At 71.8% G+C, this 15909-nt stretch carries 14 protein-coding genes; 5 read left to right on the top strand and 9 right to left on the bottom strand.

What is annotated here, in order from left to right; all coding sequences use genetic code 11:
- Positions 1-308: 308 nt before the first annotated feature.
- A complete protein-coding gene (locus ACTWJ9_RS26885) occupies positions 309-1214 on the bottom strand; it encodes a S1 family peptidase (protein WP_279336849.1) in 906 nt (301 codons plus the stop codon).
- Between the two features lie 312 nt (positions 1215-1526).
- On the bottom strand, positions 1527-2687 hold the full coding sequence (locus ACTWJ9_RS26880; protein ID WP_443294867.1) for a DUF5685 family protein: 1161 nt from the start codon (positions 2685-2687) through the stop codon (positions 1527-1529).
- Positions 2688-2977: 290 nt separating this feature from the next.
- On the opposite strand from ACTWJ9_RS26880, the gene ACTWJ9_RS26875 reads away from it, so the two are divergent.
- Positions 2978-3415 carry a cell division protein SepF gene (locus tag ACTWJ9_RS26875; protein WP_279336847.1) on the top strand — a complete coding sequence of 146 codons (438 nt, stop codon included), beginning with the start codon at positions 2978-2980 and terminating at the stop codon, positions 3413-3415.
- Positions 3416-3450: 35 nt separating this feature from the next.
- Here the strand turns inward: ACTWJ9_RS26875 and ACTWJ9_RS26870 are convergent, their stop codons facing one another.
- Both ACTWJ9_RS26870 and ACTWJ9_RS26865 read right to left on the bottom strand, forming a co-directional pair.
- Positions 3451-4650: an acyl-CoA dehydrogenase family protein gene (locus ACTWJ9_RS26870; RefSeq protein WP_387040913.1), complete on the bottom strand. Its 1200-nt coding sequence runs from the start codon at positions 4648-4650 to the stop codon at positions 3451-3453.
- A gap of 138 nt (positions 4651-4788) precedes the next feature.
- Complete coding sequence (locus tag ACTWJ9_RS26865) at positions 4789-6474, bottom strand: MFS transporter (protein ID WP_443294866.1); 1686 nt, start codon at positions 6472-6474, stop codon at positions 4789-4791.
- A 355-nt stretch (positions 6475-6829) separates the two neighbouring features.
- On the opposite strand from ACTWJ9_RS26865, the gene ACTWJ9_RS26860 reads away from it, so the two are divergent.
- Both ACTWJ9_RS26860 and ACTWJ9_RS26855 read left to right on the top strand, forming a co-directional pair.
- Entirely contained in the window at positions 6830-8140 is a 1311-nt protein-coding gene (locus tag ACTWJ9_RS26860) for a glycosyltransferase family 39 protein (protein ID WP_443294865.1), read from the top strand.
- Between the two features lie 247 nt (positions 8141-8387).
- Positions 8388-9410, top strand: coding sequence for a phosphatase PAP2 family protein (locus ACTWJ9_RS26855; RefSeq protein ID WP_279336843.1), 1023 nt, complete (start codon positions 8388-8390; stop codon positions 9408-9410).
- Positions 9411-9447: 37 nt separating this feature from the next.
- Here ACTWJ9_RS26855 and ACTWJ9_RS26850 read toward each other — a convergent pair whose 3' ends face one another.
- Both ACTWJ9_RS26850 and ACTWJ9_RS26845 read right to left on the bottom strand, forming a co-directional pair.
- On the bottom strand, positions 9448-9663 hold the full coding sequence (locus ACTWJ9_RS26850) for an I78 family peptidase inhibitor (protein WP_443294864.1): 216 nt from the start codon (positions 9661-9663) through the stop codon (positions 9448-9450).
- A gap of 684 nt (positions 9664-10347) precedes the next feature.
- Complete coding sequence (locus tag ACTWJ9_RS26845) at positions 10348-11004, bottom strand: LysM peptidoglycan-binding domain-containing protein (RefSeq protein WP_279336841.1); 657 nt, start codon at positions 11002-11004, stop codon at positions 10348-10350.
- 439 nt (positions 11005-11443) lie between these two features.
- On the opposite strand from ACTWJ9_RS26845, the gene ACTWJ9_RS26840 reads away from it, so the two are divergent.
- Together ACTWJ9_RS26840 and ACTWJ9_RS26835 are read left to right on the top strand one after the other, a co-directional pair.
- Entirely contained in the window at positions 11444-12268 is an 825-nt protein-coding gene (locus tag ACTWJ9_RS26840; RefSeq protein WP_279336840.1) for a hypothetical protein, read from the top strand.
- Between the two features lie 139 nt (positions 12269-12407).
- Positions 12408-12830, top strand: coding sequence for a hypothetical protein (locus tag ACTWJ9_RS26835; protein WP_279336839.1), 423 nt, complete (start codon positions 12408-12410; stop codon positions 12828-12830).
- Between the two features lie 90 nt (positions 12831-12920).
- Here the strand turns inward: ACTWJ9_RS26835 and der are convergent, their stop codons facing one another.
- The 3 genes from der to cmk all read right to left on the bottom strand — a co-directional run bounded on the left by der (position 12921) and on the right by cmk (position 15796).
- A complete protein-coding gene (der, locus tag ACTWJ9_RS26830) occupies positions 12921-14399 on the bottom strand; it encodes a ribosome biogenesis GTPase Der (protein WP_279336838.1) in 1479 nt (492 codons plus the stop codon).
- A gap of 72 nt (positions 14400-14471) precedes the next feature.
- Complete coding sequence (locus ACTWJ9_RS26825) at positions 14472-15119, bottom strand: lysophospholipid acyltransferase family protein (RefSeq protein ID WP_279336837.1); 648 nt, start codon at positions 15117-15119, stop codon at positions 14472-14474.
- Positions 15116-15796, bottom strand: a complete 681-nt coding sequence (gene cmk / locus ACTWJ9_RS26820) for a (d)CMP kinase (RefSeq protein ID WP_279336836.1) — start codon at positions 15794-15796, stop codon at positions 15116-15118. The genes ACTWJ9_RS26825 and cmk overlap by 4 nt, the downstream gene beginning before the upstream one ends.
- Between the last annotated feature and the right edge of the window lie 113 nt (positions 15797-15909).

Genomic DNA, 15909 nt, shown 5'->3' with positions numbered 1-15909 from the left:
CCCGGGGTCTGCGCCGCTACCGAGAACCGATCAGCTGTTCACCGTGAGAGGCGCCGTGGAGTCCCGGGACCGCACCGGGGGGCACCTTCCGGACTGAACGCCGGGGCTTTCCGCAAGGGCCCCGACGGCTCCGTACCCCCACAAGAGCGAGCCCCCGCACGGCGGTTGCCGTGCGGGGGCTCGTCGTGCTGCCGGCTGCGGTGGAACCTCCGGGGGCCGGTGGTACCGGCCGGCTCCCGGTCCGTCCTCCTGGACGGGCGACTCGCTGCTGGTCCGTCGACCCAGCAGGTCCAGCAGCTCCAGCAGGCCTAGTAGACGCTGACGCCGTAGGCGCTCAGGGCCTCCGTCACCGGCTGGAAGAAGGTCGTGCCGCCGGAGGAGCAGTTGCCGCTGCCGCCGGAGGTCAGACCGTACGCGGTGCCGTTGCTGCCGTACAGCGAGCCGCCGGAGTCGCCGGGCTCGGCGCAGACCGTGGTCTGGATGAGGCCGGAGACGATGTCGCCGCCGCCGTAGTTCACGGTCGCGTTGAGCGCGGTGACCCGGCCGCTGTGCGTACCCGTGGTGGAGCCGTCACGGATGACGGTGGTGCCCACAGCCGGGGTGGCCGCGCGGGTGATGTCCACGCCGTTCGCGGTGCCGGGGCGGCTGACGGAACCGGTGTAGCGCACGATGCCGTAGTCGTTGCCCGGGAAGCTGGAGCCGGCGGTCGTGCCGATGGCCGTGGTGCGGGCGGAGTTGGAGTACCAGGTGCCCGCGCCGTCGGTGCAGTGACCGGCGGTCAGGAAGTACTCGACACCGCTGCTGCTGCGGACGTTGAAGCCGAGGGAGCAGCGCCAGCTACTCGCGTAGATGGCGTCGCCGCCCTGGATGAGCTTGCTGAACGTACCGGGCGTGCGCTTGATCTGCAGCGCGTCGGCGTCGGCACCGGCCTGCTGCTTGATCTGCGCGATCTCGGCCTGGGACACCGTGCTGTCGACCGTGACGACGACCCGGTTGGTCTTGCTGTCGACGGCCCAGGCGGTGCCCGGGATGTCGGCCTTCAGTACCGATCCGCTGACGCTGTTGAGCTCGGCGGAACTGAAGGTGGCGGGTGCTTCGGACGCGTTCGCGCTGGGGATCGCGATCGCGGCGGCGGCCACGAGGCCGGTGGAGACGGCGATCAGCCGGGTGCGTCTCGAGATGCCGCTGCGGGGGGTGGTGCGCTTGATCCTCACTTCTCGTTCCTCCACAAAGGAAGTAGGGGGCCCCGTGGGGTTCGGGCCCGTGAGGCGCAGGCAGGGGGCAGGCCGTCCGGATTCCGAACATGCCGTGCCCCTGACAAGCGCTGGGGGTGAGTATTCGGCCGAACGGCCGGTCGGCGCAAGAGTGCCTTTCGGACGTCACCCTTTGAACCGGCTGTGCGGGTTGACCCGCCACACCCCTTGCGTCACCGGCCGACACCCCAGCGTCACCGCCGCGCGCAGGCCCCCGGAAATGGCCGGAAGTCACCCCTCCGGTTGCTTCTACGAGCCCCTCCGGACGCCGGTTCAGCAGTCGCAGCCGCAGTCGCAACCGCCGTCCTCACCGCAGCGACTGCAGCACTCACAACAGTTGCAGCAGTCGCAGCACCCGCCGCAGTCGTACCGGGAACAGACCCCCTCCTTGCGCTCCCCGCTCCAGGGATCCCCGTACGTGCCGCAGCACATCTGGCACGTACAGGCCAGCCCCAGCCACACCGCGCAGCCGGCGAGCAACCCGCGCCGGTCGCGGCGCGGCGGCTCGGGCGGCACCGGGCCGCCGGGCATGCCCGGTGCGCCGGGCGGGGCGTAGGGGCCGGAGCCGTGGGCACAAGAAACGGTATCGAAGGCACGGTGGACGGAGTTGGGCAGTTCGTGGACGAGCAGCCGGTGCGCCAGACCTCCGTCGCCGAACTCCACCTCGCGCAGCGCGAGCCGGATGCCGTGCACGGCGTCGTCGGCGAGCCGGCGGGCCTCGGCGAGGGGGGTTCCGGTGGCGGTGAGGGGGTTCCACGCGCCCGCCGCGGCGTCGGCCTCCAGGTCCTCCACGGCGTCCAGGAGATGGGCGAGCCGGCCGAAGAGACGCCCGGCCTCGGCCAGCGGCCCGGCGTTGTGCGCGCGCCCGGCGAGCACCGCGGTGTGCGCGAAGGCCGCCGCGGTGGCGGTCTCGGTCGGTTCGGTGACGGTGAGGATCGGGGTACCCGGCCCGGCCAGGGCCTCGATGCCGGCCTGCCGGTCGACGGCGTCGACCAGGACGGCCGTGTCGAACCCGACGGCCGAACCGGTCCGCGCCCCGGCCCGGTCCCAGCTCGCGGCGACGCGGCGAGCGGCGAGCGCCACCGGTCGGCGGGCCAGCAGCCCGTCCCCGTCGGCCACATGGTCGCGCACCTTGGCGGAGGCCAGGACCAGCGAGACGGCCGCCGCGAGTCGCGCGCCCTCGCCGTGCGCGACGGAGGCGGTCCGCATGCCGCGCAGCGGACACGGCCCCGCCGTGCGCCGTCCGGCGTCCGCACGGACCGCCTGAGCCTCCGTCAGGACCGAGACGAGCAGCCCGTCGTAGTTGGTGACCACGCGTGCGAGCTGCCCGTGGTCACCGCGCAACGCCAGGCACAACCCGCACAGATGCGCCGTCCACTGAGCCGTGAGGCGTTCACCGAGCCGATGCCGGCAGGGCCTGACCATTCCGAACATGACGTTCCCCCGTGGGTGCCGCGAAGTGGAGCGCCGGCATCGTACCGACTGTCGCATTCACCCGTACGCGTCGCCCATCACCCATACGCCGAGAAGAATCATATTTCACTCACAGTCAGCATCCGGTTACGTCAAGACCCTTGGGGGGCTTGGGCTCTCGACGGATTCTCCGTGCACCAGTACCGTCACAAACCCCCCGCGCGGCGTCCCATCACTTGGCGCGCCATCCGCATCATGGACGACCATAGGGATGCGGAAAGCAAGAAGGACCGCTGTGAGAGGAGGCGTCCATGGGATCGGTACGCAAGGCAAGTGCCTGGCTTGGCCTCGTCGACGACAACGAAGACGAGCGTTACTACGACGACGACTACTCCGACGGAACCGAGCCGGGGGACGCCTGGGTCACCGATCCGCGGGTCAAGGTGGCCACGGACGTCGCCGAGGAGAAGGGCCGCCGCATCGGCACGGTCACCCCGGACAGCTTCCGGGACGCCCGCGCCATCGGCGAGCTGTTCCGGGACGGGATCCCCGTCATCATCAACCTCACCGCCATGGACGCCGGTGACGCCAAGCGCGTCGTCGACTTCGCCGCAGGGCTGATCTTCGGTCTGCGCGGCTCCATCGAGCGCGTGTCCAACCGCGTGTTCCTGCTCAGCCCGGCCGACACCGTGGTCGTCAGCGGGGAGCCCGCGGTGCACCGGTCGGACGGCTTCTACAACCAGAGCTGAGGCAGGGCCGCTCGCCGGCCCTGCCCCCACCGGGCCTACCGGAACGCGTCGATCCCGGTGAACGCCTTGCCCAGCACCAGCTGGTGCATCTCCACGGTGCCCTCGTAGGTGAGCACCGATTCGAGGTTCGTCGCGTGCCGCATCACGGGGTATTCGAGCGAGATCCCGTTGGCGCCGAGGATGGTGCGGGCCGTGCGGCAGATGTCGATGGCCTCACGGACGTTGTTCAACTTGCCGAAGCTGACCTGCTCGGGACGCAGGCGGCCTGCGTCCATGCGCCGCCCGAGATGATGGGCGAGCAGTGTCCCCTTGTGCAGTTCGACCGCCATGTCGGCGAGTTTGGCCTGCGTCAGCTGGAACCCGCCGATGGGCCGCCCGAACTGCTCCCGCGACTTCGCGTAGTCGACGGCGGCCTCGAAGCAGGCGCGCGCCGCGCCCATCGCGCCCCAGACGATCCCGTACCGGGCGTGCGTCAGGCAGCTGAGCGGTCCGCGCAGCCCGGTCACCTCGGGCAGCACGGCGTCGGCGGGCAGCCGCACGTCGTCGAGGACCAGTTCGCTGGTGACGGAGGCGCGCAGCGACCACTTGTGCTTGATCTCCGGTGCCGAGAACCCGGCGCTGTCGGTGGGCACCACGAACCCGCGGATTCCGTCGTCGGTCTGCGCCCACACCACGGCGACACCGGCCACGGACCCGTTGGTGATCCACATCTTGCGACCGTTCAGGACCCAGTCCCCGCCGTCGCGCTTGGCGTACGTCCGCATGCCCGCGGGGTCGGAGCCGTGGTCGGGTTCGGTGAGCCCGAAGCAGCCGATGACCTCACCGGCGGCCATCTCCGGCAGCCACCGCTGCTTCTGCTCCTCACTGCCGAACCGGTGGATCGCGTACATGGCGAGCGAGCCCTGTACGGAGACCAGGGACCGGATGCCGGAGTCGGCGGCCTCCAGTTCCAGGCAGGCGAGCCCGTACTGCACGGCCGAGGCGCCCGCACAGCCGTAGCCGCGCAGGGGCATGCCGAGCGCACCGATCCCGCCGAGCTCCCGGGCCAGCTCCCGGATGCCGGGCAGTTCGCCCTTTTCGTACCAGTCGGCGACATGGGGCAGCACCCGGTCGCCCGCCCAGGCGCGCACGGTGTCCCGGACCGCCAGGTCCTCCGGCTCCAGCAGGTCGTCGAGGCCCAGCGGGTCGGCCGGGTCGAAGGGGGGCAGCTTCGATGACTTCGATGGGGCGGACATGGGACACCCTCCGGGGGATCTGACCGGGGCGGAGCCGACCGGCGCACTGGTTAACTAGCGTTGCTAGTCACGGCTCGGACCGACCCGACGTTACGACGCGGTGCCGCGCACGTCCACCCGGCCCGGCGGCGGTGTGCCTCACACCGGGACGTGGGAGTCCGCGGCCGCTCGCGGGGCGGGCACGTCGACTGCTTGGCCCGATGCCTCCGAAAGTCCATCGGCGGGCACGTCCGTGGATGCCTCGGCCGGCACATCCGCGGGCGTTTCCCCTGCCGTCGCCGTCTCGCAGTGCATCGCCCGCGGCAGCCACAGCGCCATCGCGGCCCCGAGCAGCAGCAGGCCGGCGCTGACCAGCAGGGTCACATGCAGCCCGTGCACGAAGGCGTGGCGCGCCGCGTCCAGCAGGGCGGCTCCGGCGGGCCCGCCGAGTTGGGCGGCGACCTGGTGGGCCTCCCCCAGCGAGTGCCCCGCCGCCGTGGACGCCGACGCGGGCACCCCGGGAACACCGGTGAGGCCGGGCGCGTAGACGGCGTTCATGACGCTGCCGAGGAGCGCGATCCCGATGCCGGCGCCCAGTTGGTACGAGGTCTCGCCTATGGCTGCGGCCCCGCCCGCCTGTTCCGGGGGCGCTTCGCTCAGCATCGACTCGTACGCCCCGAACAGGGTGGTCTCCAGGCCGAAGCCGAGCAGGACGAATCCGCTCAGCAGCAGGGTGCGGTTGTCCTGCCCGCCCATCCCGGTCAGCAGCAGCACCGCGACGGCCGTCAGACAGAAGCCGAAGCAGACCATGCGGCGCGGCCCGAACCTGCGCAGCAGCCGCGCACCCGCCAGCCCCGCCGCCATCGCCGCGAACGTCAGCGGCAGCAGGCGCAGCCCGGTCTCCAGCGGGGACAGCCCCAGGACGAGCTGGAGGTACTGCGCGGCGATCAGCTCCAGGCCCACCAGGGCGAGCATCGCCAGCACGATGCAGCCCACCGACGTACTGAACGCCGGCCGGGCGAACATCCGCAGGTCGACCAGCGGGTGCGCGCGTCGCCGCTGCCTGCGGACGAAGACGGAGAGCAGGGCGGCGCCCGCGACCAGCGTCAGGGCGGTCCACACACCGCCGTCGGCGGCGGATGCGCCGCCGAGCCGCTTCACGCCCAGGACCACCGCGAACAGCCCGGCGGCGGCCATCAGCGCGCCCACCACGTCCCAGGGGCCGCTGCCCTCACCCTTCGACTCCGGCAGCAGGATCCGCCCCACCGGGAGGCTGACCAGCATCAGCGGAATGTTGATGAGGAAGACCGAGCCCCACCAGAAGTGCTCCAGCAGGAACCCGCCGAGCAGGGGGCCGACCGCCGCGCCGACCGCGGCGACCGCGCTCCAGACGCCGATGGCGAGCGCCCGCTCGCGCCGGTCCGGAAAGACCTGCCGCAGGATCGACAGCGTCGCGGGCATGATCATCGCGCCGCCGACGCCCAGCAGCACCCGCGCCGCGATCAGCACCTGCGCGTTGTCCGCGAGGGCCGCGATGCCGGAGGCGACGCCGAACAGGGCGTAGCCGAGCAGGAGTACGCGTCTGCGCCCGACCCGGTCGCCCAGGGTGCCGAACAGGATCAGCAGCGAGGCGCAGACCAGCGGGTAGGAGTCGACGATCCAGAGCAGTTCCATCCCGCCGGGCCTGAGGTCCTCCGTGACCGCGGGGACCGCCACGTGCAGCACGGTCGCGTCGACGGCCACGAGCAGCAGGCTGGTGCAGAGGACGACGAGCACCACCCAGCGGTTGGCACCGGCCCCGGCCGCCCTACGGCGCAGCGCGGCGGCCGTGGTCGTCCCGGACATGCACAGACCTCCCAGATGTTCCCTCGCGCTCGGCGGGCTCACGGGGCGGGGACTTCCCCGTGACTCGGCCGGAGAGGAGCGGTGTGGCCTCCGGCCTGCGCAACGAACGGCGAGTGACACGTCAGAGTACGCGAGGGAACGGCGGTATCGAGTGGCGGACCTCTCACAGATTCGGCAGAAGCATGTGGCGTACACCACTTTTCTCCGGGCCGCCTCCGGTCGCTTCCGGCGCCTTCCGGTCGCCTCCCGGGCCCGTACGCCCTGCCGGGCCGCCCGTCCGGGTGGGCGGGCCCGCCCCGGAGGGCCGGGCGCTCCGCCGGACCGCCCCGCCCCGCGCCCGCCGATAATCGGGCCCGTGACCGATCTCGAGACGCGCGCCCTGCCGTTCCGCCCCGGCCCGCCGTCCTGTCCCGGCCCGCTGCGCCGGGCCGCGCCGGCGCTCCTCGGGTACGCGGCCGTGCGCGCCCTGGGTCTGGCCGTCCTGGTGCTGTGGAGCGAGGCGCGCGGCAAGAGCGCCTACACCCTGCTGACGGCCCGCTGGGACGCGCTCTGGTACACGCGGATCGCCGAGCTGGGGTACGGCTACGAGGTGCACCTCCCGAACGGGGACGTGCACTCGAACCTGGCCTTCTTCCCCCTGCTTCCCTGGCTGGAGCGGCTGCTGGCGGCGGTGTCCCCGCTGTCGTACGCCGACGGGGGCTTCGTCGTCGCCGTGCTGGCCTCGCTCGCCGCCGCCTGGGGGATCTTCGCGGTGGCGGACCACGTGTACGGGCCGCGGATCGGGGTGTGCGCGGTGCTGCTCTGGGCCGTGCTGCCGGTCGCTGTCGTCCAGTCGATGGCGTACAGCGAGTCCCTGTTCACGGCACTCGCCGCGTGGTCGTTGTACGCGGTGCTGACCGGGCGCTGGGTGGTGGCCGGGGGGCTGGCGGGTCTGGCCGGTCTGACCCGCCCGGTGGGGCTGGCGGTGGTCGCGGCGGTCTGGGTGGCGGGCATCGCCTCCCTCGCGCACGGCCGTCGCCTCCCCGCAGGCTTCCGCTCGTTCGGGGGAAGCCGGCGGGCGGCAGCGGTGGGCGGCGCGCGCTCCGGGGAACGCGCTGCCCCGCACCAGGACACCCGGCGCGTTCCCGCACCCGAGGGCGCGCACGTGCCGCCGGGCGCCCCCGGCGTCCGCGTCCGCCGGGCGCTCGGCATGTTCCTCGCTCCGCTCGGCGCCGCCGGTTACGTTCTGTGGGTCGGCCACCGGACCGGGAAGGGGCCGTTCGGGTATCTCGATGTGCAGGCCGGATGGCGGAACGGGTTCGACGGGGGTTATGCCTTCGCCCGGTTCACCCTCGAGAAGTTCACGTCGTTTCCCTCGGCCCCGGCGGGGCTCGGACTGGTCCTCGGGGTCGGCCTGCTGGTGTGGCTGTACGTGATCTGTGTACGGCAGCGCCAGCCGCTCCCGCTGCTGGTGTACGCCGGTGTCGTCACCGCCCTCGCCCTGTGCGCGTCGAGCTACTTCGGTTCGAAGCCGCGTCTGCTCATGCCCGCCTTCCCGTTGCTGCTGCCCCTGGCGCAGGGCCTGGCCCGGCTGCGTACGCCCAGGTCGGCACTGGTGGTGGCGTCCGCCGCGGTGGCCTCGGCGGTCTACGGCGCCTTCTGGCTGAACGGTTCCGGTCCACCCTGAGCCGCTCCCGCCCCGCTCACCGGCGGTGAGCACCGGGGAAATTCCGCGCCATCCCCTGGTGAACGAATTCCCAAAGCGCGATAAATTCACGCCCCCGAATGATCAAAAGAATTGAGGGAAACATTGCTCGGGGATTGTCGATTCGCCAAGAATAAAGGTCACCTTGAGAGCGATCCCACATCACATCGTCATCACAAAGCCGCCGATTCGGCGGGACTGCGCGTTCACTCCCTGTAACGTCGATTGGGTGCGTACCGAACGTAAGCCCACCCGTCTGGACCGGGTGTTCGCGAGGCTGGACCGTGAGCCGGAACGACCGGCTCACATCGACATGCCCCGAATGAGCCGGCACCGGACGGTGCTCTTCGGCTCCACCCTGGCCTTCTACGTGGCGATCGTGTGGGCCGTCGTCATCACCTCCTGGCTGGTCCGGCTGGACTGGCGGGTGATGTTCTTCCGTCCCTACGAGCAGTGGGCACAGCTCCACGCCTTCGTCGACTACTACGTGGTGCTCGGCCAGCGCGGCCCGACCGCGGTGATGGTCGCCGCCTGGCTGGGCTGGCGCTCCTGGCGGCAGCACACGCTGCGTCCGCTGCTCGCGCTCGGGGTCTCCCTGCTGCTGCTCAACATCACCGTCGGTGCCGCGAAGTACGGCATGGGGCGCCTCGGACCGCACTACGCCACCGAGATCGGATCCAGCGAGATGTGGCTCGGCGGCAGCATATTTCCCAGCGGTCACACCGCCAACGCCGTGGTGACCTGGGGAATCCTGGCCTATCTGGCCTCCACTCCGAGAGCACGGCGCTGGCTGTCCGCCCTGTCCGCGGTGACCTCGCTCGGTGTCGGTCTGTCCACCGTCTACCTCGGCACCCACTGGCTGAGCGACGTACTGCTCGGCTGGGTGGCCGGCCTGCTGATCCTGCTGGCACTGCCCTGGTTCGAGCCGATGATCGCCCGTGCCGAGGACCGGATCTTCGACTGGCGCGACCGCTGGCGCGAGCGCCGGTCCGCGCGTCAGGGCCGTACGGTGCCCGTCGCCCCCCTGCCCGCCGCAGCGCCGGTCATGCTCAGGCCGCTCACCGACCGCGAGGACACCGCGGTCCCCGAGCCGGTCTCCGCGTCCCGTTCCGCCACCCGGTCACCCGTCTACCTGGCGCCCGGCCCGCACACGGGCCGGGCGGAGCGCACTCCGGTCACCCCGACGGGCAGCCGCCGCCCGTCGCACGGGGAACGCCATCCGCGCGGCAGCGCGCCGTCGGCCCGCCCCTGACGGACCACCCTGGGGGATTCCGGGGCGCCGCCGCGCCTCAGCCCTTCCAGGACCGCGCCACGCTGCCGTTGCGCACCTCGAAGTTCAGCCGTCCCACGAGGTACTCCATGGTGATGATCGCTCCCGGCGGCAGCGCCCGCACCGTCGACCAGCCGCGCTCGCGCGCGAGTCGCTCGGCGCGGTCCGCGGGCAGGCCCACATAGGCGTCCGGGCTGTCGTCGGGTTCCGCGGAGGGTGTCGGAAGGGGTGCCATACGGTCACGCTATGCCCTGCCCGGCGGACACGGAAGGCCCGGCCGGGAACACGCTCCGAGATCCCCCCAGGGTCACACTTCTGTCACAGGATCACGACAGGCGTTTATCCCCGCAACCATCACACGAATGGGTGGTTCGGCGCCTCTTCCGGGGGAAGTCGAGGAAAATTCCCGAGCCTCGCGCCGGGAGCATCGATAAACACGGCGGCGAGTTCGGGAAGGGACGTCCGGGACCTCATGCATTTCGCCGTCCGCATGCCCGCAAAGGCGTTACCACACAGAATGCTCGCGTTTCCCTCACATGGTCCGCCGTCTTCGCGGTCCCGACACGGAAACCGTGACCGCGGTCGATGCCACAGGGCTTGCAGGGCAGGTGAGGTACGTCGAAGCAGGTGCGGTTCGTGTCGCCCCGGGAGATCCGGCCCGCGGCCGCGCTCCACGCGTGCGCGGTGATCGCCGAACAGCGACTCCCGGCCGCGCTGCGCGACCGGCCCGCCTTCGTCCACGAACCGCACCGGGGTGCGGTGGTGTTCACCGGGGGAGACTGGGGGACCCAGCCGCCGGACCTGACGCCGGTTCCGACGCCGAAGGTCCCGTCCGGGCGGCCGAGTACCGGCAGCCGACCGGACGGGTCTCACCGCGGGTGACCGGGCCTCACCTGGGGCCCCGGTTCGCCCGGGCGGTTCAGAGCGCGAGACGCTGCCCGGGCATGATCAGATCGGGGTCGCCGCCGATGACGTCCTTGTTGGCGGCGTACAGCCGCTGCCAGGTGGTCCCGTGCCGGCCGGCGATGTCGCTCAGCGTGTCGCCCTCGCGGACGGTGTGGTAGTCGCCGGACGAGCCCTGCTCCGCGCCGCCCGACGGCTGCGCCGGCGCCTGCGACGGCTTCGCCGGGTCCTTCCCCGCGGGCGCCGGTCCGACGGCGGGTGCGTTCCCGGTCGCCCCGGCGCGTACCGAGCAGGTGGGCCAGGCGCCCCATCCCTGGGCCTGCTGGACCTTGGTGGCGACAGCGATCTGCTGGGACTTGGTGGCCTGGTCTGCGGTCGGCGCATAAGCCGTGCCCCCGAACGCGTGCCAGGTGGAGGCGGTGAACTGCAGCCCGCCGTAGTGGCCGTTGCCGGTGTTCGTGTGCCAGTTGCCGCCGCTCTCGCACTGCGCGATGCGGTCCCACACTCCGCTGTCCGCCGCCGTGGCGTCGCCGGTCCCGGCCAGCAGCCCGAGGGGCGCGAGCAGCACCGCGCCGGCCAGTACCGCCGCCGTACGGGGCTTCTGAGCCTTTCGCGCGCCGTCGTGGGCATCGTCGTGGTTGTTGTCGCGGATGTTGCCGGCACATTCGAACATGTAGCTCCCTCTCCAAGGACTCGGGGTCCCCCAAGGCGGAGCGCCGCCACCACGTCACGAGACGCCGCGTGTCAACGCCCGAACCGGCAGGATCAAGCAACTCCCCGTCCTCCCAGGCCAGTTCACCTTTACCCTAAGTAGCGTCAGCTTCCGGACACCCACTTTATTCCCCTATTTCCTGATTTACCGATCGACACGCCGGACGTTCCGTGAGCCACTCCGTCCGGGCAACGCCGTTGACTTCGAGGGCAGTTGACGACGAGTGTCCGATTCCGTGCCGGAAGTGACCGGGTGCGCCAGATGGTTCGATTCCGTTCGCTCCGGGGCGTGACTCCCCCCGCAGATCACCCGTTGTCTTCTGTATGAGCCGGGGACCCGCCCGGACCACGGGCCGGGAGCCCCCGGCCTCGCCACGCACCGCATCCCGAGGGAGCCACCCGTGCCGCGCATGCTCGACGTCAGCGACGAGGTACGCGCCGAGATCGGCGACGAAGAAGCCGACCGCCTGCTCGCCGGAGATTCCGCCCCGGGCGGCTACGACTGCACCTCCTGCCGCACCCCGGGCGACCCGGAGCAGGAGCGCACCAGCACAGTCCTGTTCATCGGGGAGGAGACCGCCGTCCTCGCCTTCGCCCATTCCACCTGCCTGCCCTCGCAGGTCGTCCAGGTCACCGAGGAGCAGCTCCAGGGAGCCGTGCGGTCCATCGGCGGAAACGACACCGCACCCGCACCCGCCGTCCAGGCCGCACACGTCCCACCGGGACACATCGCACCGGAGCAGGCCGTGCCGGAGCAGGCCGTGCTCGGCGTGACCAGCGGACTGGTCCTGATCGCCGGGGAACTGCACCCGGCCCTGGTCGTCGAGCCGACCGCGCCGGTCGCGCGGCCCGGTTCGCTCGCGCCCGGCGACGACTTCCTGCCGCTGCTCATCGAGCAGGGCTTCGTCCCCGTGACCGAACTGTCCACCACACCGCCCGTGCTGCACGGCTGGTCGGTACTGCTGGCCGTGGGCCAGCTGCACGCGGTGCTCCAGCCGAACCCGAACGGCGGACAGCCGGTGGCCTGGTGGCAGGCGCACCAGCCGCTCCAGGTCACCGAAGGCTGGCGAACGGCCGCCAACAAGCACCAGCAGGTGCTGCTGTTCGCGGCCCCGGTCGGCTCGATCGGCCGTCAGCCGCGCGAGGACCTGCTGCGCGACGCCCTGGACCGGGCGGCGGCGAACGGGAGGCTGGTCGCGGCGGCACTGCCGCTGGCCGGCCTCTGACCGGCCTCTGCCCGGCGAAGGAAGCCGACCACCGGACGGCCGGCGGGAGCCGGCCGTCCGACGACGGCCGACCGGTCGGTGACCGGCGAAAACCCCGTGTGGGCCGCATCCCTCGCCGGGCGGGGTCGTTGGGAGATACGTGCACGCATACGACGCTCCCCGCCGCCAGGCCTTCCCGTTGGTCCCCGCCCCGGTGCGGTCTGCTCAGGACTCCACGAGCGGCCCTTCGGCCACGCCGATCTACGACGCGCTCTACGCCGAGTACGTGAAGTCCTTCCGCTCACTGCCGGGCGACCGCAGCGGCGAGGACAAACTGGGCTTCACCGCTTTCGGAAGCATCCCGCACAGAACGAGCCCGTCCGCCGGTACGGACTCGTCCGTCGGCCACGGTTCGGGGACCTTCGGCGGGTCGTACGGCGCCTACGGCGCGGGGGCGGGCGGCGCCCGGCAGACCGCCGGGCAGCAGCCGCAGTGGCAGCAGGTCGCAGCGGTCGGCCGGCACGCCATCGGGAGGCCCCACGTACCGGCGGCGCTGCCCCCGGCCCCGCGCCGGGAGAGCTGACCGAGGGCCACCGGGGCCGCCTACGGCACGCAGGGTGAAGGGGGGCGGTCCCGATCGGGACCGCCCCCCTTCACCCTGCGTGCCGTAGGGTCACTTCTTCTTGCCGCGCTTCTCGCGCACCCGCACCGAGAGGTGGATCGGCGTGCCCTCGAAGCCGAACTCCTCGCGCAGCCGGCGCTCGATGAACCGACGGTAACCCGCCTCGATGAAGCCGGAGGCGAACAGGACGAACCGCGGCGGCTTGGTGCCGGCCTGTGTGCCGAACAGGATGCGCGGCTGCTTGCCGCCCCGCACGGGGTGCGGATGGGAGGCGACCAGCTCGCCGAGGAAGGCGTTCAGCCTGCCCGTCGGGACGCGGGTCTCCCAGCCCGCCAGGGCCGTCTCGATCGCCGGGACCAGCTTCTCCATGTGGCGTCCGGTGTGGGCCGACACGTTCACCCGCGGCGCCCACGTCACCTGGCCGAGCTCGGTCTCGATCTCCCGCTCCAGGTAGTAGCGGCGCTCCTCGTCGAGGGTGTCCCACTTGTTGAAGGCCAGGACGAGCGCCCGCCCCGCCTCGACGGCCATGGTGACGATGCGCTGGTCCTGCACCGAGATGGAGTCGGCGGCGTCGAGCAGGACGACGGCCACCTCGGCCTTCTCGACGGCGGCGGCGGTACGCAGCGAGGCGTAGTAGTCGGCGCCCTGCTGCAGGTGGACGCGCTTGCGGATGCCCGCGGTGTCGACGAACTTCCAGGTCTTGCCACCCAGCTGGATCAGCTCGTCGACCGGGTCGCGGGTGGTGCCGGCGATCTCGTTGACGACGACACGCTCCTCACCGGCGACCTTGTTCAGCAGCGAGGACTTGCCGACGTTCGGGCGGCCGATCAGGGCGACCCGGCGAGGGCCGCCGACCGCCGTGCCGAAGGTCTGCGCGGGTGCCTGCGGCAGCGCCTCCAGGACCTGGTCCAGCATGTCGCCGGTGCCGCGGCCGTGCAGGGCCGAGACGGGGTGCGGCTCGCCCAGGCCCAGGGACCACAGGTAGGAGGCGTCGGACTCGCCGCTCTGGCCGTCCACCTTGTTGGCACACAGGACCACCGGCTTGCCCGCCTTGCGCAGCAGCCGGACGACGGCCTCGTCGGTGTCGGTCGCGCCGACCTTGGCGTCCACCACGAACACCACGGCGTCGGCCGCCTCGATCGCGTACTCGGCCTGCGCCGCCACGGAGGCGTCGATACCGAGGACGTCCTGCTCCCAGCCGCCGGTGTCGACGACCTTGAAGCGGCGGCCGGCCCACTCGGCCTCGTAGGTGACGCGGTCGCGGGTGACGCCGGGCTTGTCCTCGACGACGGCCTCGCGGCGGCCGATGATGCGGTTCACCAGAGTCGACTTGCCGACATTGGGGCGTCCGACGACGGCGAGCACGGGCAGCGGACCGTGTCCGGCGGCCTCGATGGCGCCCTCGACGTCCTCGAGGTCGAAGCCCTCCTCCGCGGCGAGCTCCATGAACTCCGCGAACTCGGCGTCACCGAGCGCCCCGTGATCGTGCTCGTGCTCGGCCGAGCCGTCGGGCTGGATGTGGTCGTTCATGAAGTCCGTACCTCGTTGTCCGTCGTGGTCGGTGGAATGCCCGGTTCCGGGTGATCCACTACTCAGTTTCGCCTAGCGTCCGGTGAGACGTCTGGCGTTTTCCAGGTGCGCGGTGAGCTGCTTCTGGATCCGCTCGGTCGCCGCGTCCAGCGCCTTGCGGGTACGGCGGCCGTCGCCGCCGCTCGCGTCGAACGGGTCTCCGAAGACCACGTCGACACGGGAGCGCAGCGGGGGCAGCCCCTTTATCAACCGTCCGCCCCGCCCGGAACTTCCCAGCACGGCGACGGGCACGATCGGCGCGCCGCCGCGTACGGCGAAGTACGCGAGCCCCGCGCGCAGCGAGGCGAAGTCGCCCTCGCCCCGGGTGCCCTCGGGGAAGATGCCGAGGACGCCGCCCTCCCGCAGGACGCCGAGTGCCCGGGAGACCGCCGTGCGGTCGGTGGTGTCCCGGTCCACCTTCACCTGGCCGATGCCGGTCAGGAACGGGTCGAGCGGTCCGACGAACGCCTCCTTCTTGATCAGGAAGTGCGTCGGCCGGGGCGACACGCCCATGACCATCGGTCCGTCGATGTTGTGGGAATGGTTCACCGCGAGCACCACCGGACCGGCTGCGGGCACCCGCCAGGCGCCCAGCACGCGCGGCTTCCACAGCCCGTACATCAGGCCGACGCCGATCCGCCGCCCCACCTCGGCACCCCGCGCCGACGGAAGTCCGGTCACCGTCCGGCTCGCTTCTCCTCGACGAGGGTGACGACGCACTCGATGACCTGCTTCAGCGTCAGGTCGGTGGTGTCCACCTCGACCGCGTCGTCCGCCTTGGCCAGCGGGGAGGTCTTGCGGCTGGAGTCGGCCGCGTCCCGCTTGATCAGGGCCTCGCGGGTGGTGTGCAGGTCGGCGCCCTTCAGCTCACCGCTGCGGCGGGCGGCGCGCGCCTCCGGGGAGGCGGTGAGGAAGATCTTCAGGTCGGCGTCGGGCAGCACGGTGGTCCCGATGTCGCGGCCCTCGACGACGATGCCGGTCACCGCTGAGCCGGCGATCGTGCGCTGCAGTTCGGTGATCCGGGAACGCACCTCGGGGACCGCGCTGACGGCGCTGACCCTGGAGGTGACGTCCTGCTCGCGGATCGGACCGGCCACGTCGACACCGTCGACCGTTATGGTCGGTCCCGACGGGTCGGTGCCGGAGACGATCTCGGGCTTGCCGGCCACGGCGGCGATCGCGGAGGGGTCGGCGATGTCGATGCTGTTGGTGACCATCCACCACGTGATCGCCCGGTACTGGGCCCCGGTGTCCAGGTAGCTCAGGCCGAGCTGTGCCGCCACGGCCTTCGACGTGCTCGACTTGCCCGTGCCGGACGGACCGTCGATGGCGACGATCACTGGCGTGGCGCTTTCCACAGTGGGGACCTTCCTGGACCTGGCTGACGGGGAGCGGGGCGTGACCGCCCTGCACAAGGTTACTGGGTGTAGGTCCCCCGATCGGCCCTACCCGCTCCCGGCTGCGCGCAGGG

It is taken from the genome of Streptomyces sp. GDS52 (genome assembly GCF_052246875.1).
Classification (GTDB): domain Bacteria; phylum Actinomycetota; class Actinomycetes; order Streptomycetales; family Streptomycetaceae; genus Streptomyces; species Streptomyces cathayae.
This window is presented reverse-complemented; position numbering and strand designations above follow the sequence as displayed.

Bases quoted from the DNA above. Each gene is read 5' to 3' on its own strand.
- ACTWJ9_RS26880 (WP_443294867.1), bottom strand. From the start codon at position 2,687: ATGTTCGGAATGGTCAGGCCCTGCCGGCATCGGCTCGGTGAACGCCTC.
- ACTWJ9_RS26875 (WP_279336847.1), top strand. From the start codon at position 2,978: ATGGGATCGGTACGCAAGGCAAGTGCCTGGCTTGGCCTCGTCGACGAC.
- ACTWJ9_RS26870 (WP_387040913.1), bottom strand. From the start codon at position 4,650: ATGTCCGCCCCATCGAAGTCATCGAAGCTGCCCCCCTTCGACCCGGCC.
- ACTWJ9_RS26865 (WP_443294866.1), bottom strand. From the start codon at position 6,474: ATGTCCGGGACGACCACGGCCGCCGCGCTGCGCCGTAGGGCGGCCGGG.
- ACTWJ9_RS26850 (WP_443294864.1), bottom strand. From the start codon at position 9,663: ATGGCACCCCTTCCGACACCCTCCGCGGAACCCGACGACAGCCCGGAC.
- ACTWJ9_RS26845 (WP_279336841.1), bottom strand. From the start codon at position 11,004: ATGTTCGAATGTGCCGGCAACATCCGCGACAACAACCACGACGATGCC.
- der (WP_279336838.1), bottom strand. From the start codon at position 14,399: ATGAACGACCACATCCAGCCCGACGGCTCGGCCGAGCACGAGCACGAT.